The sequence below is a fragment of the Agromyces intestinalis genome (assembly GCF_008365295.1).
Taxonomy (GTDB): Bacteria; Actinomycetota; Actinomycetes; order Actinomycetales; family Microbacteriaceae; genus Agromyces; species Agromyces intestinalis.
Genome location: NZ_CP043505.1, coordinates 548,977 through 566,086 on the forward strand (window position 1 = coordinate 548,977; position 17,110 = coordinate 566,086).

17 protein-coding genes are annotated in these 17,110 nt (G+C 70.3%); 3 read left to right on the forward strand and 14 right to left on the reverse strand.

The features are described 5' to 3' along the window. Nucleotides 1-13: 13 nt before the first annotated feature. From FLP10_RS02635 to FLP10_RS02685, 11 genes are all read right to left on the reverse strand, one after another. On the reverse strand, nucleotides 14-910 hold the full coding sequence (locus tag FLP10_RS02635) for a F0F1 ATP synthase subunit gamma (RefSeq protein ID WP_149159455.1): 897 nt from the start codon (nucleotides 908-910) through the stop codon (nucleotides 14-16). Between the two features lie 42 nt (nucleotides 911-952). Then, a complete protein-coding gene (atpA, locus tag FLP10_RS02640; protein WP_149159456.1) occupies nucleotides 953-2,593 on the reverse strand; it encodes a F0F1 ATP synthase subunit alpha in 1,641 nt (546 codons plus the stop codon). 77 nt (nucleotides 2,594-2,670) lie between these two features. Continuing rightward, a complete protein-coding gene (locus tag FLP10_RS02645; protein WP_149159457.1) occupies nucleotides 2,671-3,462 on the reverse strand; it encodes a F0F1 ATP synthase subunit delta in 792 nt (263 codons plus the stop codon). A gap of 3 nt (nucleotides 3,463-3,465) precedes the next feature. Then, complete coding sequence (locus tag FLP10_RS02650) at nucleotides 3,466-4,032, reverse strand: F0F1 ATP synthase subunit B (RefSeq protein ID WP_149159458.1); 567 nt, start codon at nucleotides 4,030-4,032, stop codon at nucleotides 3,466-3,468. 28 nt (nucleotides 4,033-4,060) lie between these two features. After that, nucleotides 4,061-4,297, reverse strand: coding sequence for an ATP synthase F0 subunit C (atpE, locus tag FLP10_RS02655; RefSeq protein ID WP_067947113.1), 237 nt, complete (start codon nucleotides 4,295-4,297; stop codon nucleotides 4,061-4,063). Between the two features lie 46 nt (nucleotides 4,298-4,343). After that, nucleotides 4,344-5,141 (reverse strand): F0F1 ATP synthase subunit A, encoded by a 798-nt coding sequence (atpB, locus tag FLP10_RS02660; RefSeq protein WP_149159459.1) that lies wholly within the window; start codon nucleotides 5,139-5,141, stop codon nucleotides 4,344-4,346. Between the two features lie 195 nt (nucleotides 5,142-5,336). After that, nucleotides 5,337-5,816 (reverse strand): Cg1360 family ATP-synthase-associated protein, encoded by a 480-nt coding sequence (locus FLP10_RS02665; RefSeq protein ID WP_149159460.1) that lies wholly within the window; start codon nucleotides 5,814-5,816, stop codon nucleotides 5,337-5,339. After that, nucleotides 5,813-7,114 (reverse strand): MraY family glycosyltransferase, encoded by a 1,302-nt coding sequence (locus FLP10_RS02670; protein WP_149159461.1) that lies wholly within the window; start codon nucleotides 7,112-7,114, stop codon nucleotides 5,813-5,815. The genes FLP10_RS02665 and FLP10_RS02670 overlap by 4 nt, the downstream gene beginning before the upstream one ends. Further along, the gene (locus FLP10_RS02675) at nucleotides 7,111-7,890 is read right to left on the reverse strand and encodes an L-threonylcarbamoyladenylate synthase (protein ID WP_149159462.1); all 780 of its coding nucleotides are present in this window, start codon (nucleotides 7,888-7,890) and stop codon (nucleotides 7,111-7,113) included. Before FLP10_RS02675 ends, FLP10_RS02670 begins: the two co-directional genes overlap by 4 nt. Nucleotides 7,891-8,009: 119 nt before the next feature. Beyond that, nucleotides 8,010-8,843, reverse strand: coding sequence for an ABC transporter permease (locus tag FLP10_RS02680; protein WP_149159463.1), 834 nt, complete (start codon nucleotides 8,841-8,843; stop codon nucleotides 8,010-8,012). Nucleotides 8,844-8,845: 2 nt separating this feature from the next. Then, the gene (locus FLP10_RS02685) at nucleotides 8,846-9,772 is read right to left on the reverse strand and encodes an ATP-binding cassette domain-containing protein (RefSeq protein ID WP_149159464.1); all 927 of its coding nucleotides are present in this window, start codon (nucleotides 9,770-9,772) and stop codon (nucleotides 8,846-8,848) included. Between the two features lie 117 nt (nucleotides 9,773-9,889). Here FLP10_RS02685 and FLP10_RS02690 point away from each other — a divergent pair, with 117 nt between their 5' ends. Then, nucleotides 9,890-10,864, forward strand: coding sequence for a TetR/AcrR family transcriptional regulator (locus FLP10_RS02690; protein WP_149159465.1), 975 nt, complete (start codon nucleotides 9,890-9,892; stop codon nucleotides 10,862-10,864). 80 nt (nucleotides 10,865-10,944) lie between these two features. Here the strand turns inward: FLP10_RS02690 and prmC are convergent, their stop codons facing one another. After that, the gene (gene prmC, locus FLP10_RS02695; protein ID WP_425457627.1) at nucleotides 10,945-11,841 is read right to left on the reverse strand and encodes a peptide chain release factor N(5)-glutamine methyltransferase; all 897 of its coding nucleotides are present in this window, start codon (nucleotides 11,839-11,841) and stop codon (nucleotides 10,945-10,947) included. A gap of 91 nt (nucleotides 11,842-11,932) precedes the next feature. Here prmC and cysK point away from each other — a divergent pair, with 91 nt between their 5' ends. Further along, nucleotides 11,933-12,868, forward strand: coding sequence for a cysteine synthase A (gene cysK, locus FLP10_RS02700; RefSeq protein WP_149159466.1), 936 nt, complete (start codon nucleotides 11,933-11,935; stop codon nucleotides 12,866-12,868). Between the two features lie 36 nt (nucleotides 12,869-12,904). Beyond that, entirely contained in the window at nucleotides 12,905-13,489 is a 585-nt protein-coding gene (gene epsC / locus FLP10_RS02705; RefSeq protein WP_149159467.1) for a serine O-acetyltransferase EpsC, read from the forward strand. Between the two features lie 174 nt (nucleotides 13,490-13,663). Here the strand turns inward: epsC and prfA are convergent, their stop codons facing one another. Next, nucleotides 13,664-14,743, reverse strand: a complete 1,080-nt coding sequence (gene prfA / locus FLP10_RS02710) for a peptide chain release factor 1 (RefSeq protein ID WP_149159468.1) — start codon at nucleotides 14,741-14,743, stop codon at nucleotides 13,664-13,666. A 3-nt stretch (nucleotides 14,744-14,746) separates the two neighbouring features. Further along, nucleotides 14,747-17,008: a transcription termination factor Rho gene (gene rho / locus FLP10_RS02715; protein ID WP_149159469.1), complete on the reverse strand. Its 2,262-nt coding sequence runs from the start codon at nucleotides 17,006-17,008 to the stop codon at nucleotides 14,747-14,749. Nucleotides 17,009-17,110: the final 102 nt, after the last annotated feature.

A 17,110-nucleotide genomic window follows, 5' to 3' on the forward strand; every position in this document is an offset into this window, starting at 1 on the left:
CTTTTCTGGATTGCTACTTGGCGGCGACGAGCGCGTCGGCGCCGCCCACGATCTCGGAGATCTGCTGCGTGATCTCGGCCTGACGCGCGTTGTTCGCGAGGCGCGTGTAGTCGGTGATGAGGTTGTCGGCGTTATCGCTGGCCGACTTCATCGCCTTCTGCGTCGCGGCGTGCTTGGCCGCAGCCGACTGCAGGAGCGCGTTGAAGATGCGGCTCTCGATGTACACCGGCAGGAGCTGGTCGAGCACGGTCTCGACGTCGGGCTCGAACTCGTAGAGCGGCTGCACGGTGTCGCCGGGCTCGCTGACGCCCTCGACGACCTCGAGCGGCAGGAGGCGGACGACCTCGGGGGTCTGGGTCATCATGCTGACGAACCGGTTGTAGACGAGGTGGATCTCGTCGACGCCGCCGTCGGACGCATCGCGCAGGAACGCCTCGAGCACCGCGTCGGAGATGTCCTTCGCGAGATCGAACTCGGGGTTCTCCGAGCTGCCGGTCCAGTTGCGCTCCCAGGCGCGGCGACGGAACTGGAAGTATCCGACCGCTTTGCGCCCGACGAGGAAGTACACGACCTCCTTGCCCTGCGAGCGGAGCAGCTCCGAGAGCTCCTCCGCCTCGCGCAGCACCTGAGAGTTGAACGCACCGGCGAGGCCGCGGTCGCTCGTGAGGATCACGACGGCCGCGCGCTCGATCTTCTCGGGCTCGGTCGTCAGCACGTGGTCGACGTTCGAGTACGTCGCCACCGCCGAGACGGCACGGGTGATCGCCCGCGAATACGGCGTGGATGCCGCCACGCGCGCCTGCGCCTTCTGGATGCGCGAGGCGGCGATGAGCTCCATCGCCTTGGTGATCTTCTTCGTCGTCTGGGCAGACTTGATCTTCTGCCGGTAGACCCGAAGTTGCGCTCCCATGTCTCTCCTGTATCCCTGGAGTCAGCTGACCGTCGCGGTCGCCTAGCGGCGAGCCTTGACGATCTTCTCCTGGTTGACGTCCTCTTCGGCGATCGCCGTGAACTCCTCGCGCCCGACCGAGGCGAGCGGCTTGCCCTCGCCGGTCTGGAACTCGAGCTTGAACGCGTCGACGCCGCTCTCGAGCTTGGCGACGGTGTCGTCGTCGAGCACGTTGGTGTCGCGCAGCACCGTCAGCACGTCGGTGTTGCGGCCGAGGTAGTCGAGGAACTCGCGCTCGAAGCGCAGGATGTCCTCGACGGGGACCTCGTCGAGCTTGCCGTTCGTGCCGGCCCAGATCGAGACGACCTGCTCCTCGACGGGGTAGGGCGAGTACTGCGGCTGCTTGAGCAGCTCGGTGAGGCGGGCGCCGCGCGCGAGCTGCCGGCGGCTGGCCGCGTCGAGGTCGGACGCGAACATCGCGAACGCCTCGAGCGAGCGGTACTGGGCCAGCTCGAGCTTCAGCGTGCCCGAGACCTTCTTGATCGACTTCACCTGCGCGTCGCCGCCGACTCGCGACACCGAGATGCCCACGTCGACCGCGGGGCGCTGGTTCGCGTTGAACAGGTCGGACTGGAGGAAGATCTGGCCGTCGGTGATCGAGATCACGTTCGTCGGGATGTATGCCGAGACATCGTTCGCCTTGGTCTCGATGATCGGCAATCCGGTCATCGATCCCGCGCCGAGGTCGTCGGAGAGCTTCGCGCAACGCTCGAGCAGACGCGAGTGCAGGTAGAAGACGTCGCCGGGGTACGCCTCGCGGCCCGGCGGGCGGCGCAGCAGCAGCGACACCGCACGGTAGGCCTCGGCCTGCTTCGACAGGTCGTCGAAGATGATGAGGACGTGCTTCGAGTCGTACATCCAGTGCTGGCCGATGGCCGAGCCGGTGTACGGCGCGAGGTACTTGAAGCCGGCCGGGTCGGAGGCCGGAGCCGCCACGATGGTCGTGTACTCCATCGCGCCGGCGTCCTCGAGCGCACCCTTCACCGAGGCGATGGTCGAGCCCTTCTGGCCGATCGCGACGTAGATGCAGCGAACCTGCTTGTTCGGGTCGCCCGACTCCCAGTTCGCCTTCTGGTTGATGATCGTGTCGATCGCGATCGCGGTCTTGCCGGTCTGGCGGTCGCCGATGATGAGCTGACGCTGACCGCGACCGACGGGGATCATGGCGTCGATCGCCTTGATGCCGGTCTGCAGCGGCTCGTGCACGCTCTTGCGCTGCATGACGCCGGGCGCCTGCAGCTCGAGGGCGCGGCGGCCCTCGATGCCGGTGATCTCGCCGAGGCCGTCGATCGGGTTGCCGAGCGGGTCGACCACGCGGCCGAGGTAGCCCTCGCCGACGGGCACCGAGAGAACCTCGCCCGTGCGGGTCACCTCCATGCCCTCTTCGATGCCGGTGAACTCGCCGAGCACCACGACGCCGATCTCGTCTTCGTCGAGGTTCAGCGCGAGGCCGAGCGTGCCGTCGGCGAACCGAATGAGCTCGTTGGCCATGACCGAGGGCAGACCCTCGACGTGGGCGATGCCGTCGGCCGCGTCGGTGACGTACCCGACCTCGGTCTTCTGCGCCGCGCCCGGCTCGTAGGCCTGGGCGAACTCCGAGAGAGCCGAACGGATCTCATCGGGGCTGATGGAGAGTTCTGCCATGGTTCTTTCCTTTTCTGTACCGCTTGTACAGCTACGGGTGTGTCGCGGCGCAGCACGCCGGTCGTTGTCGTCCGGCGTCAGCCGGCAAGCTTCTGCCTCAGCGAGCTGAGACGGCTGGCGACGCTGCCGTCGATGACGTCGTCGCCGATCTGCACGCGGACCCCGCCCACCAGGGCGGGATCGACGATGGTGTCGAAGCGGATGCGCCGGCCGGCCTGGGCCGCGAGGCCCCGTTCGAGGCGCGCGAGCTGGTCGGGGCCGAGCGGAACGGCCGTGGTCACCGTCGCCACGTCGAAGCCGCGCTGGTCGGCGACGACGGATGCCGCGCTTCGCAGCATCTCGCCGATGCGACGGCCGCGCGGATCCTGCACGAGGTGCCGCGCGATGACCACCGTGGCCGGGGCCGCCTTGCCGGCGAGCAGGCGGTCGACGAGCGCCGCCTTCGCCTCGGCCGAGCCGAGCTTGGACCCGAGTGCGAGCTCGAGCCCCGAGTCGGCGGCCACCGTGCGCTCGAAGGTGAAGAGCTCGGCGTCGATGTCGGTGTCTCCGGCCGCGTCGGCGGCGATGCGCAGGCCGAGCTGCTCGACGCCCGAGAGGAAGTCCCCGGCACTCGACCAGCGCTTCGATGCGGCGTCGACGAGCAATGCGGCTGCGGCCGGCGCGATGCGCCCGCTGAACACGCCCTCGACGAGCGCGCGCTTGCGCGAGACATCCACCTCGTTGTCGGTGAGTGCCGAGCGCAGCTGCGTCGACGTGCCGATCACGCGGACCGCGGCGAGGAGGTCGCTCGCGACCGCCAGGTCGGCGGTACCGGCCTGGCCGATCGCGGCTCGCGAGGCGGCCAGGGCCTCTCTCGTGGCGCTACCCATGGACTACTTCTTCCCTCCGGCGGCGTCTGCGGCCTCGAGGTCGGCGAGGAAGCGGTCGACCACGGCCTTCGCCTTGGCGTCGTCGGTGAGCGTCTCGCCCACCACGCCAGAGGCGAGGTCGATCGCGATCGTGCCGACCTCGCTGCGCAGCGTGACGAGCGCGGACTGGCGCTCGGCCTCGATCTGCGCCTGCGCGCCGGCGGTGACGCGAGCGGCCTCGGCGGTCGCCTGCTCTTTCGCCTCGGCGACGATCTTCTTGCCGTCTTCGCGTGCGGTCTCGCGGATCTTGCCCGCCTCGGCGCGCGCGTCGGCGAGCTGGGCGGTGTACTCCTCGAGTGCCGCCTCGGCCTTGCGCTGCGCCTCGTCGGCCTTCGCGATGTTGCCCTCGATGGCCTCGGCACGCTCGTCGAGCAGCTTCTGGAGTCGCGGGAGCACGTAGATCCAGAAGAAGACGAGCAGGATGGCGAAGATGACCGCCGACCACACGAGGTCGTAGACCTCGGGCAGCAGCGGGTTGGGGTTCGCCTCCGCCTCCCCCTCGGTTGCAGCGCTCAGGACTGCGTGAAGCACGATTGCCTCCTCGGTTGGAGCGGGCGGATCAGAAGCCGAAGATGAAGCCGGTCGCGATACCGACGAACGCGAGCGCCTCGGTGAAGGCGATGCCGATCCACATCAGGACCTGGAGGCGGCCGGCGAGCTCGGGCTGACGGGCGACACCCTCGATCGTCTTGCCGACGACGATGCCGACGCCGATGGCCGGGCCGATCGCCGCGAGGCCGTAGCCGACGGTCGCGATGCTGCCGCTGATCTCAGCGAGCACGGTGGTTGCGTCCACGTTGGGTTTCCTTTCTTAGGGGACGGGTTCGGGCGGATGCCCGGGCTCAGTGCTCCTCGGCGACCGCGAGCTGGATGTAGACCGCGGTGAGGAGCGTGAAGACGTAGGCCTGGAGCAGTGCGACCAGGATCTCGAACAAGGTGAAGGCGAAGCCGAAGGCGAAGCTGCCCGCGGCCAGCGCCGACCACCAGCCGCCGAGGCCGAACAGGAAGAAGTGCGTGGCCGAGAAGAACAGCACGAGCAGGAGGTGCCCGACGATCATGTTCATCAGGAGTCGGAGGGTCAGCGTGACCGGACGCAGGATGAAGGTCGAGATGAGCTCGATGATCGCCACGATCGGCAGCACGAAGATGGGCACACCCGACGGGAACAGCGCGTTCTTGAAGAAGCCCGCGGGGCTCTTCTTGATGCCGGCGTAGATGAAGGTGATGTACGAGACGATCGCCAGCACGAGCGGGACGCCGATGACCGAGGTGCCGGCGATGTTCAGGCCGGGGATGACACCCGTCAGGTTCATGAACAGGATCATGAAGAACATCGTCATGAGGATCGGCAGGAATCGCTTGCCGTCCTTCTTGCCGAGCAGGTCTTCGGCGATGTTCACGCGCACGAAGTCGAGACCGAACTCGACCACGCTCTGGAAGCGCCCCGGCACCACCTTCATGCGGCGAGTGCCCAGCCAGAAGATCAGCAGGAGGGCGATGACCGCGACGAAACGCACCAGCATGATGCGGTTGATCGCGAATGGGGTGCCCTCGAACAGCACGACCTCGGGGAAGAATTCGAAGATCGACGGAGCGTGGAAGCCACCATCATCGGTTGCAGTCTGAACCAGCAGGTTCACAGCGTTAGCTAGCAGCGCTATCTCCTGTATCGGGGCGTGGAGCAGGGCTCTCGCGTCGACGAATATCGGCACAGGTTTCCGCCCAGCGCGGACGAGCGCGGAAACCGTCGGGGATCACGAGTACTCTAGCAAGACTTCTACGCGCGGACGAATTCAGCCGCGCACGGGCGCTCTCACCAGGTCTGGCGAGGGCGCTCAGTCGTCGCTGGGCGCGGGCGGCAGCTGGGTGTCGCTCGCATACGGCAGGCGCGATCGCGCGACGACGAGCACGTCCACGACGAGCGAAGCGAGCACGCCCGCGACGATGCTGAGGAACAGCACCGTGCCGTTCAGCCAGTCGGCGTCGCGCAGCACGAGCACGAGCACGATGAAGACGACGAACTTCGCCAGCCAGCCGCCGAGCACGATGCCGAAGAAGACGCCGACGAACAGGTCGCTGCTCGAGAACCGGTTGGCGAGCAGGATGCTCGCCGCCGTGATGCCCATGAACACCACGGCCATGAGGGTGCCGATCACCGCGCTCACGAGGCCCTCGACCCCGGCGAACACGAGGCCGAGGATGCCGGCGACGACGAGGATCACTCCGGCCAGCAGCCCGCCCCAGAGCAGGGCGCGGCGCAGCACCGGATTCGAGGTCGGCGTCCGGTCGGCGGGAAGGTGGGTCGGCTCGGTCATCGGGCTCCTGGGTTCGGCTCGGCTGAGTCTACCGAGGGCGGTTGGGCGCCGGCGGGGACGGCGGATGGGTCGGATGCGTCGGATGCCACGGGGCCTTCGGCTGCGCCCGAGAGCTCGTCGGCCGTCGACCCGTCGACCCTCGGTCGCTCCTCCGCGGCGACGGTGAGCCGCTTGCGGCGCCCGAGCGGAGCCAGCGTGAGCGCGGCGCACACGACGAACCCGATGCCCATGAGCAGGAACGCCCACCGCGCGCTGATGTGGAAGTAGACCGGGAACACGTAGGTGAGCAGGCACCCGATCGAGACCACCGCCGTCCACCCGTAGAAGATGAGCACCGCGTTCAGATGCGAGTGCCCCATGTCGAGCAGCCGGTGGTGCAGGTGCTTGCGATCGGCCGAGAACGGCGACTTGCCGGCGCGCAGCCGCCGGAGAACCGCGAGCCCGAAGTCGAGCAGGGGGATGATCAGGATCGCGAACGGCAGGATGATCGGCATGAACGCGGCGAAGAGCTGGTTGAAGCCGACCGCGCCGGGGTTGATCTGCCCGGTCACGGCGATCGCCGAGGTCGCCATCAGCAGGCCCACGAGCAGGGCCCCCGCGTCGCCCATGAACAGCTTCGCCGGGTGCCAGTTCAGCGGCAGGAATCCGGCGAGCGCGCCGACCAGCACCACCGCGATGAGCGAGGCCAGGTTGAAGTAGTTGAACGGCGAGGTCTGCTGTACGAGCAGGTAGCTGTAGATGAAGAAGGTGCCGTTGGCGATGAGCGCGACACCGGCGACGAGCCCGTCGAGCCCGTCGATGAAGTTCACGGCGTTCATCACGAGCACGATCGTGAACACCGTGATCGTGGCGCTCATCCACGACGAGCCGACCGTGATGCCGCCGATCGGCAGCGAGACGATCGACACGCCCTGCCAGGCCACGAGCCCGGCGGCGATGAACTGGCCGGCGAGCTTGGTCATCCAGTCGAGGTCCCACAGGTCGTCGGCGACGCCGAGCAGGACGATGAGCAGTGCCGCGCCCAGGATCGAAAGCACCTGCGCCGGGTTCTCGAAGATGATGGCGATGTTCGAGAAGCGCGTGGATCCGAGCGAGGAGACCACCCACGCCGCGCCGAACGCGATGAGGATGCCGACGAACATCGCGATGCCGCCGAGCCGCGGCGTCGGCCGCGTGTGCACGTCGCGTTCGCGGATCTTGGGGTACAGCCGGTACTTCAGGCTCAGGCGCCACACCGCGACCGAGCCGACGAAGCTCACCAGTGCGGCCAGCAGCGCGAGCGCGATGAACAGGGTCATGAGGCGTCGGGCTCCGCTCCGGCATCGGATGCCTCGGAAGATGCGGATGCCTCGGCCTCGCCGTCGGCCGCGGCGGGCTCCGCGGCATCCGCTTCGAATGCGTCGGCACCGACCACCCGCTCGAGCTCGGCGCGCGTGATGACCCCGGCGCGCAGGATCCGCAGCCCGCCGCCGGAGCCGACCGCGGTGGCGTCCACGATCGTCGACGAGCGGTCACCCGGTCGCTCACCGACGGCCTCGTACGCGTCGCCGGCCGAGCCGCCGTCGAGGTAGACGGCGACCGACTCGCCGAGCATCTCGTGCGCGTCGGCGGCGGTCGTCGCCGCGGGAAGCCCCGACAGGTTGGCCGACGAGACCGCGAGCGGGCCGGTCTCGCTCAGCAGCTCGAGCGCGATGCGGTGGTCGGGCATCCGCAGCGCAACCGTGCCACGGGTCTCGCCGAGATCCCACTGCAGCGACGGCTGCGCCCGCAGGATGACCGTGAGCCCGCCGGGCCAGAACTCGGCCACGAGCGCCCGAACCGCATCGGGCACCTCGGTCGCGAGCGCGTCGAGCGTCGGCAGACCGGGGATGAGCACCGGCGGCGGCGCGGTGCGGTCGCGGCCCTTGGCGTCGAGCAGTCGCTGCACCGCCGCCGCGCTGAACGCGTCGGCGGCGAGACCGTAGACGGTGTCGGTCGGGATGACGACGAGTTCGCCGCGGCCGATCGCACCGCGCGCGAGGCGCATGCCCTTCAGCAGCGCGGACTCGTCGGCGCAGTCGTAGATCGCAGTCATGACCGCACGATTCTAGTGCCCCGGATCGGCCGCAACCCGGACGGATGCCCCGGAACGCGTGAGCGTCCGAGACATCCATGGGGGCATCCCCGCGGCATCCGGCCCGAGGCATCCGATCGCTATCGGCGACCCGCCTTGCGGCGGAAGAGCCACGCGCCCCACCAGGCCGAGAACGCGATGATCAGGGCGCACCAGCCGAGCGCCCACCAGAGCGAATCACCCATCGGCGTGCCCATCAGGAACCCGCGGATCGCCTCGATGATCGGGGTGATCGGCTGGTGCTCGGCGACCCACTGCAACCAGCCGGGCAGCGTCTCGACCGGCACGAACGCGCTCGAGAGGTAAGGCAGGAACAGCAGGATGAAGCCGTAGCCGCTCGCCGCGTCGGGGCTGCCGGCGGCCAGGCCGATCGCCGCGAACAGGTAGGTGATCGCGAAGATGTACAGCGCGATGAGCCCGATCGCGGCGAGCCACTCGCCGAAGCCGGCGGTCGGGCGGAAGCCGACGAGCAGCGCCACGACGATCACGACGGCGGTGGCGAGCAGGTTGCGCGCGAGGCTCGCGACGACGTGTCCGGTGAGCACCGACCCCGCGCGCAGCGGCATCGTGCGGAACCGGTCGATGATGCCGGTCGACATGTCGCGCGCGACGTACACGGCCGTCGAGCTCGCGCCGAACCCCGCGCAGAGCAGGATGATGCCGGGCACGACGTAGTCGACGTAGCCGCCCGACGGGTCGAGGGCTCCGCCGAACACGAACGTGAACAGCAGCATGAGCATGGTCGGCAGCAGGATGGCCATGAGCAGCGCCTCGCCGTCGCGGAGCGAGTGCAGCAGGCTGCGGTGGATGAAGACCGACTCGGCGGTCAGCGCGCGCGGGCGCGGGCGGGCCGCGGGAGGCGCGGCGGCGGATGCGGCGGCCGGATGCGTCGCGGCCGGTGCGATCGTGGTCATGGTCAGCCCTTCGTTTCGATGAGGCGATGGTCTGCGCGGCTTCGGTCTGCGCTGCGCCCGGCGCCCGTGATGGTGAGGAAGACGTCGTCGAGGCTCGGGCGGCGGATCGCGACGTGCGATCCGGTGCGACCGGATGCCTCGAGACCATCGAGTTCGTCCATGGCCGCGCGCAGCCCGTGCACGCTGCCGTCGGTCGGCAGCTCGGCGAGCAATTCGTCGTCGGCGCCGCGCAGCTCGACCACGTCGCCGCCGACCGTCGACTTGAGCTCGGCGGCGGTGCCCTCGGCCACGATGCGGCCGCCGTCGAGCACCGCGATGCGGTTCGCGAGCCGATCCGCCTCCTCGAGGTACTGCGTGGTGAGGAAGACCGTGGTGCCCGCAGCGGCGATCTCGCCGATGATGCGCCAGAGCTCGAGCCGGCTGTGCGGGTCGAGGCCGGTTGTGGGCTCGTCGAGGAACAGCACGGGTGTCGCCACCACGAGGCTGAGCGCGAGGTCGAGCCGGCGCCGCATGCCGCCCGAGTACGTCGACACGCGCTTGCCGGCCGCGTCGACGAGCTCGAAGCGGTCGAGCAGGTCGTCGGCGCGCCGCCCGGCCGCGCGCCGACCGAGCCCCGAGAGCCGGCCGAGCATCACGAGGTTCTCGCGGCCCGTGAGCGCTTCGTCGACGGCAGCCGACTGACCGGTCAGGCTGATGCGCGCTCGCACGCCGTCGGGGTCGCGCACCACGTCGCAGCCGGCGACCGACGCGGCGCCCCGGTCGGGCCGTACGAGCGTCGTGAGGATGTTGATGGTCGTGGTCTTGCCCGAGCCGTTCGGCCCGAGCAGGGCGAACACGCTGCCTTCGGCGACGGCGAGGTCGAGTCCGTCGAGGACCTCGGCCGTGCCGAACCGCTTGCCGAGGCCGCGCGCGTCGATCGCGAGGGTCATGGTCGCGCCTTTCTCGTGTAGGTCGTAAACTGTATATGGCATCCACACACGGTTTAAGTAATACACAGTTCTAGGATGGATGCAACACCGTATGCCGACCGCACCGAGAGGACCCGGATGAGCGCCGACTCCCCCGCCGACCGTGCCGGCGTCCGCACCGGCGCGCGCAGCGAACCCGCCGCCGAGCTGGAGCTGCCGCGCGGCGTCGCCCTCGCCTGGGGCGTCGCCGCCAACCCGCAGCGCGGGCCCAAGCGCGAGATGAGCCTCGAGCGCATCGTCGACGCCGCCGTCGAGATCGCCGATGCCGAAGGGCTCGCCGCCGTGTCGATGAGCCGCGTCGCCCAGGCCCTCGGCTACACCACGATGTCGCTCTACCGCTACGTGACCGCGAAAGACGACCTCATCACCCTCATGCAGGAGTACGGCACCGCCCTGCCCCCCGAGCCCGACCCCGACCTGGCGCCCGACGACTGGCGCGGGCGCATCCGCCATGTCGCGCGCGCGCAGCTCGCCCAGTCGTCGGCGCACCCGTGGCTGCTCGACATCCCCATCGAGGGCACCCCGGTGACCCCCAACAACCTCGCCTGGATGGACGCGATGCTCGAGACCCTCGCCGCCCTGCCGGTGACGGAAGACGAGCGCGTCGCGATCATGCTGCTCATCACCGGCCAGGTGCGCTGGCAGGGCGTCATCGAACGCTCCTACCGCGACGCCGCCGGTGCCGCAGGCGTCGACCCGCAGCAGATCGACGACGCGCGCGACTCGATTCTCGACGCGCTGGTCACGGCCGACGAGTTCCCGTCGCTGCGCCGCGCCGTCGACGCCGGCGTGTTCCGCCACGGCGACGACCCGCTCGCCTTCGGTTTCGAGCGGGTGCTCGACGGCATCGCCGAGTACGTGTCGACGCACCGCGACGGCACCCCCGCCCCGCCGCCGCTGTCCGAACCCGACGCCGACGTCGCCGACGACCGCAACGTGCGCGAGGCGCGCAAGGCGATCCGCGAGGCCGAGAAGCGGCTGCGCGACGCCCGAAAGGTCGAGCGGCAGGCGATCCGCGCAGCGCGTGCGAAGCGGCGGGCGACGGGCGAGTAGGGCTGCCGGGCAGCACGCGCACCCGTCGCGTGCACCGGTCGCGTGCACCGGTCGCGCGCTGGGCGGCGGCGCGCGCCGGCTCAGCGCAGCGCGGTCGTGGCGCGGTCGCGACCTGTCAGATCGCGGTGATGCGCGACCGCGCGCCACCCGTCGGCGCGCAGCAGGTCGGCGATCGGCGCCGACTGGTGCTCGGCGTGCTCGATCACGAGCACCCCGCCGGGCCGGGCGAGCACGAACGCGCGGCGCGACAGCACCCGGATCACGTCCAGCCCGTCTTCGCCGCCGTACAGCGCGACCGCCGGGTCGAACCGGTGCACCTCGGGGTCGGCCGGCACCATCGCGGCAGGCACGTACGGCGGATTCGAGACCACGACCGACACCGCGCCGTCGAGCTCGGGCAGCGCGTCTGCCAGGTCGCCCTCGACGAGCTCGAGGCCCGGCGCGCCGACCCGCTCGACGTTGCGACGCGCCCACGCCAGCGCCTCGGGCGAGAGCTCGACGCCGAACACCCGCGCGTGCGGCACCTCGGTGGCCAGGGCGAGCGCGATCGCGCCGCTGCCGGTGCCGAGATCGACCGCGACCGGTTCGGGTTCGGGCACCGCGCGCAGCGCGTCGATCGCCAGCTGGGCCACGAGCTCGGTCTCGGGGCGCGGTACCAGCACGCCCGGCCCCACGAGCAGCTCGAGCGAGCGGAACGGCGCCCGCCCCGTCACATGCTGCAGAGGTTCGCGCGCCGCGCGACGCGCGACGAGGGCGGCGAGCTCCGCAGCATCCACCGCATCGATGACCGCGCCCAGCACGACCTTCGCCTGCACTCCCCCACGGGACAGATCGAGCACATGCGCGGCGAGCAACTCGGCATCGACGTCGGGATCGGGCACGCCCGCCTCGCGCAACCGGTCGGATGCCTCGACCAGCGCCGTGCGCAGCGGGATCCCCTCGCCGCGACGCGGGCCCGCGACATCCGATGCATTCACGAAATGGAATGTAACGCACAGTCGACCAGCTCCGCCGTCGCTCCTAGGCTGAGACCACTTGCACGCTCCGACCCGAGGAGGGGTCCCGCTCATGGCGCAGATCTTCGACGACATCACCCGAGCGTTCGGCCGAACGCCGCTCGTGCGGCTCAACCGTCTCACCGAGGGGGCCGGCGCGACCGTGCTGGCCAAGCTCGAGTTCTACAACCCGACCGCGAGCGTGAAGGACCGCCTCGGCGTCGGCATCGTCGACGCCGCAGAAGCATCCGGCGCGCTGCAGCCCGGCGGCACCATCGTCGAGGGCACGAGCGGCAACACCGGCATCGCGCTCGCCGCCATCGGCGCCGCGCGCGGCTACAAGGTCATCCTCGCAATGCCCGAGACCATGTCGGCCGAGCGCAAGTCCCTGCTGAAGGCCTACGGCGCCGAGCTCGTGCTCACCCCCGGCTCCGAGGGCATGAAGGGCGCGGTCGCGCGCGCCGAGCAGATCGCGGCCGAGACCCCCGGCGCCATCCTCGCCCGCCAGTTCGAGAACCAGGCGAACGTCGAGATCCACCGCCGCACCACCGCGGAAGAGGTCTGGAACGACACCGACGGCGGCGTCGACATCTTCGTGTCGGGCATCGGCACCGGCGGCACGCTCACCGGCACCGGCCAGGTGCTGAAGGAGCGCAAGCCCGGTGTGCAGGTCGTCGGCGTCGAGCCGGCCGAATCGCCGATCCTGAACGGCGGCGCACCCGGCCCCCACAAGATCCAGGGCATCGGCGCGAACTTCGTCCCCGAGATCCTCGACCGCGACGTCTACGACGAGATCATCGACGTGAACATCGACCAGGCCGTCGCCACCGCCCGCCGACTCGGCCGAGAAGAGGGCATCCTCGGCGGCATCTCGTCGGGTGCGACGGTGTACGCGGCGCTCGAGCTCGCGAAGCGTCCCGAGAACGCCGGCAAGACGATCGTCGTCATCGTCGCCAGCTACGGCGAGCGGTACCTCTCCACGGTGCTGTACGAAGGCCTCCTCGGCTGATCGTCCGATGAGTTGATCGTCTGATTGACTGGTCGGGTGCCGATTCTCACCCGCCTGAAGGAAGACCTCGCGACCGCACGCGCGCACGATCCTGCCGCGCGCAGCGGACTCGAGGTCTTCCTCGCGTATTCGGGGTTGCACGCGATCTGGACGTACCGGCTGACGCACCGGCTCTGGCGGGCGGGGTTCCGGCTGCCCGCACGGCTGATCTCGCAGGTCGCTCGGTTCCTGACGGGCATCGAGATCCACCCCGGCGCGACCATCGGCCGTCGGTTCTTCATCGACCACGGCATGGGCGTCGTCGTCGGCGAGACGGCCGTCGTCGGCGACGACGTGATGCTCTACCACGGGGTCACCCTCGGCGGGAAGGCGCCGCGCAACACCCCGCCCGGCACCAAGCGGCACCCGACGCTCGACGACGGCGTCACGGTCGGGGCCGGAGCGAAGATCCTCGGCGACATCACGGTGGGCGCATGGAGCGCCGTCGGCGCGAACGCGGTGGTCACCAAGAGCGCGCCCGCGCACTCGCTGCTGGTCGGCGTTCCCGCGGTCGTGAAGCCGCTGTCGCACGCCACCGCCGACGCCGCCCGCGGCGTGCACGACTGGCATTGGATGATCTGAGCCGGGCCCGCCGCGCCCTCGCCCGGGCGAGATGCGTGGCCCGCTCGATCACGACCGAGACCCGCCGACTGCCGGGGAACGGCAGCAGCGCGTCGAACCGCCCTCGGAGGTCGTCACGCGTGCACATCGCCGTGCGCGCGGTGCGGAGGCAGCGCGAAGAGCGCGGGCGCGCGCCTACGCGTCGTCGCCGACGGCGGCGAGGCGCGCCTCCTCGTCGGCACGGATGGCCGACTCGATGATGGGATCGAGTGCCCCGTTCATCACGGCGTCGAGGTTGTACGCCTTGTACCCGGTGCGGTGGTCGGCGATGCGGTTCTCGGGGAAGTTGTACGTGCGGATGCGCTCGGAGCGATCCATCGAGCGGATCTGCGACTTCCGCGCGTCGGATGCCGCGGCATCCAGCTCTTCCTGCTGACGCGCCAGCAGGCGCGCGCGAAGCACCCGCATCGCCGCCTCGCGGTTCTGCAGCTGCGACTTCTCGTTCTGCATCGACACCACGATGCCGGTCGGCACGTGCGTGATGCGCACCGCCGAGTCGGTGGTGTTCACCGACTGGCCGCCGGGGCCGCTCGAGCGGTACACGTCGATCTTGAGGTCGTTCTGGTTGATCTCGACCTCTTCGGGCTCGTCCACCTCGGGGAAGACGAGCACGCCCGTGGTCGACGTGTGGATGCGCCCCTGCGTCTCAGTGACGGGGACGCGCTGCACGCGGTGCACTCCACCCTCGTACTTCAGGTGCGCCCACACACCCTGCGACGGGTCGGTCGCGTTCGACTTGATGGCGACCTGCACGTTCTTGTAGCCGCCGAGATCGCTCTCGTCGCGCTCGAGCAACTCGGTCTTCCAACCCTTCGACTGCGCGTACTGGATGTACATGCGCAGCAGGTCGGCCGCGAACAGCGCGCTCTCGGCGCCGCCCTCACCGCCCTTGATCTCCATGATCACGTCGCGGCCGTCGTCGGGGTCGCGGGGAATGAGCAGCCGCCGCAGCTTCTCTTGTGCGGCGGCGAGCTGCTCCTCCAGCGCGGGGATCTCCTCGGCGAACGCGTCGTCCTCTTTCGCGAGCTCGCGCGCCGCCTCGAGGTCGTCGCCAGCCTGCACCCAGACCTCGTGCGCGTGCACGATGCGGCTGAGCTCGGCGTAGCGGCGGTTGACCTTCTTGGCGCGCGCGGCGTCGGCGTGGAGCGCGGGGTCGGCGAGCTCCTCCTGGAGCTCGCCGTGCTCCGCGATCAGGGAACGAACGGACTCGAACACGACTCAGCGGTGGTCGGACTCGTGCGCGTGACCGCCGCCGTGGCCGTTGCCGCCAACGGGTGCCGACTTCTGCATGAGCAGCAGGAACTCGGTGTTCGACTGCGTCTCGCGCAGGCGACCGAGCACGGCTTCGAGGGCCTGCTGCGGTTCGAGGCCGGCGAGAGCCCGACGCAGCTTCCAGGTGATCTTGACCTCGTCGGGCGAGAGCAGCATCTCTTCACGGCGCGTGCTCGACGCGTTCACGTCGACCGCCGGGAAGATCCGCTTGTCGGCGAGCTGGCGGCTGAGGCGCAGCTCGCTGTTGCCGGTGCCCTTGAACTCCTCGAAGATCACCTCGTCCATCTTCGAACCCGTCTCGACGAGCGCGGTGGCGAGGATGGTGAGCGAACCGCCGTTCTCGATGTTGCGCGCCGCGCCGAAGAACCGCTTCGGCGGGTACAGCGCCGACGCGTCGACACCGCCCGACAGCACGCGGCCCGAGGCCGGCGCCGCCAGGTTGTAGGCGCGGCCGAGGCGCGTGATCGAGTCGAGCAGCACGACCACGTCGTGACCGAGCTCGACGAGTCGCTTCGCTCGCTCGATCGCCAGCTCGGCGACCGTGGTGTGGTCTTCGGCGGGGCGGTCGAAGGTCGAGGCGATGACCTCGCCCTTCACGGTGCGCTCCATGTCGGTGACCTCTTCGGGGCGCTCGTCGACGAGCACGACCATGAGGTGCACCTCGGGGTTGTTGATCGAGATGGCGTTCGCGATCTGCTGCAGCACGATCGTCTTGCCGGCCTTGGGTGGCGCGACGATGAGGCCGCGCTGACCCTTGCCGATCGGGGCGACCAGGTCGATGATGCGCTGCGTGAGCTTGGTGGGCTCGGTCTCGAGGCGCAGCCGGTCTTGCGGGTAGAGCGGCGTGAGCTTCTGGAACTCGACGCGGGTCTGAGCCTCGTCGGGGGTCTGACCGTTGATCGAGTCGATCTTCACCAGCGCGTTGTACTTCTGCCGACCGGGCTGCTCGCCGTCGCGCGGCTGCTTGATCGAGCCGACGACCGCGTCGCCCTTGCGCAGGTGGTACTTCTTCACCTGGCCGAGCGAGACGTACACGTCGCTCGGACCGGGCAGATACCCGGTCGTGCGCACGAACGCGTAGTTGTCGAGCACGTCGAGGATGCCCGCGATGGGGATCAGCACGTCGTCGTCGAGGATCTCGGGCTCGGCCTCGTCGGGCGCGCCGCCCTGGCCGCGGCGCTTGCGGTCGCGGTAGCGACTGCGACGGCCGCCCTCACCCTCGGCCTGCTGGCCGTCGCGGGGCTGCTGGCCGTCACGGCCCTGACCCTGATTCTGGCCCTGACGGCCGCCCTGACGCTCGGCGTCGGACTCGGCGCGGTCGGCATCGTTCTTGCGCTCGTCGGCCTTGCGCTCGTCGGCCTTGCGGTCGTCGGCCTTGCGCTCGTCGCCCTGGCGACGGCCGGACTCCTGAGCGTTCTCCGGCGTCTTCTGCGCGTCGCGGTCGCCGTTGCCGCCGCGGCGGCCGCGGCGATTGCGGCCACCCTGACGCGGCTCGTCGGTCGACGGCGCCTCGGTCTGCTCGGCGTCGGCGCGACGCGGCGCCTCACCGGTCGCCGCGGCGAGCTCTTCGCGCACGGCGGCGCGAGCCGCCTCGCGGGCGTCGTCGCGCGAATCGTCGGCGGCGGGCACGAGCGGCACGCCGGCTCCGGCGCCGTTCACGTGCTGCGCCGCAGCGGTCGACGCGCTCGTCGCGCGGCGCGGCTGACGGCCCCGGCGGGCCGGTGCGACCGGCTCGGCGGCCGCGACGGGAGCCGATGCTTCGACCGGCTCGATCGGAGCGGATGCCTCGGATGCCTCGACCAGAGCGGACGCCTCGACCGGAGCGGATGCCTCGACCGGAGCCGGAGCCTCGACCGGAGCGGACGCCTCGGCCGGGGCGGATGCCTCGACCGGAGCGGATGCCTCGACCGGAGCGGGAGCCTCGACCGGAGCGGACGCCTCGGCCGGGGCCGGAGCCTCGACCGGCTCGGATGCCTCGGCGATGTCGAGCTCGGCGTCACCGCTCTGGGCGGCGGCGGCCTGGTGCGCGGAGATCAGCTCGACGAGCTCTCCTTTTCGGCGCTTCGCGGCGCCGGAGATGCCGAGGGTGGCGGCGAGCTCCTGGAGCTCGGCGACCTTCATGGCGCCGAGGCGCGCAGAGTCGAGCGCTCCCTCGACGTATTCGGGTGCGTTGGTCACTGGGATGTGGTCCTTTCCCCTGGCGAACATCGGGGGTACCGGCCAGGAGAGCTGGTCGCCCGGCGCTGGGAATGAACGCGCGACGAGCGCGCGGGCCCGCGCAGGGCGAGAGCATTGAACTGCTGGGAATCG

Bases quoted from the DNA above. Each gene is read 5' to 3' on its own strand.
- FLP10_RS02675 (WP_149159462.1), bottom strand. From the start codon at position 7,890: ATGACTGCGATCTACGACTGCGCCGACGAGTCCGCGCTGCTGAAGGGC.
- rho (WP_149159469.1), bottom strand. From the start codon at position 17,008: ATGTTCGCCAGGGGAAAGGACCACATCCCAGTGACCAACGCACCCGAA.
- FLP10_RS02665 (WP_149159460.1), bottom strand. From the start codon at position 5,816: ATGACCGAGCCGACCCACCTTCCCGCCGACCGGACGCCGACCTCGAAT.
- FLP10_RS02685 (WP_149159464.1), bottom strand. From the start codon at position 9,772: ATGACCCTCGCGATCGACGCGCGCGGCCTCGGCAAGCGGTTCGGCACG.
- FLP10_RS02690 (WP_149159465.1), top strand. From the start codon at position 9,890: ATGAGCGCCGACTCCCCCGCCGACCGTGCCGGCGTCCGCACCGGCGCG.
- FLP10_RS02645 (WP_149159457.1), bottom strand. From the start codon at position 3,462: ATGGGTAGCGCCACGAGAGAGGCCCTGGCCGCCTCGCGAGCCGCGATC.
- FLP10_RS02635 (WP_149159455.1), bottom strand. From the start codon at position 910: ATGGGAGCGCAACTTCGGGTCTACCGGCAGAAGATCAAGTCTGCCCAG.
- FLP10_RS02680 (WP_149159463.1), bottom strand. From the start codon at position 8,843: ATGACCACGATCGCACCGGCCGCGACGCATCCGGCCGCCGCATCCGCC.
- atpA (WP_149159456.1), bottom strand. From the start codon at position 2,593: ATGGCAGAACTCTCCATCAGCCCCGATGAGATCCGTTCGGCTCTCTCG.
- cysK (WP_149159466.1), top strand. From the start codon at position 11,933: ATGGCGCAGATCTTCGACGACATCACCCGAGCGTTCGGCCGAACGCCG.
- FLP10_RS02670 (WP_149159461.1), bottom strand. From the start codon at position 7,114: ATGACCCTGTTCATCGCGCTCGCGCTGCTGGCCGCACTGGTGAGCTTC.